Below are 667 nucleotides of genomic sequence, written 5' to 3' on the forward strand. Positions count from 1 at the left end.
GGTCAGAGGGATGAAGGTCGGCGGCCGGCGCGAGATCATCGTTCCCCCGCGCCTCGGCTACGGCAACCAGTCACCCTCGCCGTTGATCCCGGCGGGCTCGACACTCGTCTTCGTGGTGGACCTGCTCTCCGTCGCAGTCTGAGGCCTTCTGCTACCCGGCCTCTCCGCCCGGAACCAAGGCTGGGCAACACCTGCCGGCCGACCGCGACACCACACCCGCGCACCCTGCACCCGCAGCCACGGACAGAGGCACGCGCCGGCAACAACACGCATCGGCGCCGTGATCCACAAACGGCAGACACTTCGGTTGCGGGCCTGAACCTGAGCCCGGACCGCTGGCCGACGGCCGGGGTGCCGGCGGCCATGAACCCCGCGAACGAATCATCCGCGCGGCGACCTCACGCTGCCACTTCTCGTGGTCGCCGGGTCCCGCCCCTCGATCGCAGCCGGGACTCCTCGTCCCGGACCGCGCGGATCTGACGATCATCGAGAATGTGCAGCAGCACGGATGTCACGTCGTGATGGTTCCCGAGGACGAGATCGGTCCTGGATTCGCCTACGCGATCGGCCTCTCGCACACTCACGGCGGACCTGACCTCGCCATGTTCGGGCTCGATGTCCACGTCATGCACCGCATACTCAACAGGCTCGGAGCGAAGTCAGCCAC

The 667-nt window shown here is 67.9% G+C and carries 2 protein-coding genes; both read left to right on the forward strand.

The annotated features are described in order from the left end of the window. Positions 1-10 precede the first annotated feature (10 nt). The gene (locus tag AC1DUE_RS19995) at positions 11-142 is read left to right on the forward strand and encodes an FKBP-type peptidyl-prolyl cis-trans isomerase (RefSeq protein ID WP_477041158.1); all 132 of its coding nucleotides are present in this window, start codon (positions 11-13) and stop codon (positions 140-142) included. A gap of 352 nt (positions 143-494) precedes the next feature. Next, a partial coding sequence (locus AC1DUE_RS20000; protein ID WP_477041159.1) for a DUF4262 domain-containing protein occupies positions 495-667 on the forward strand: 173 nt, incomplete at its 3' end.

Source organism: Cellulomonas sp. P4_A2, assembly GCF_056402515.1.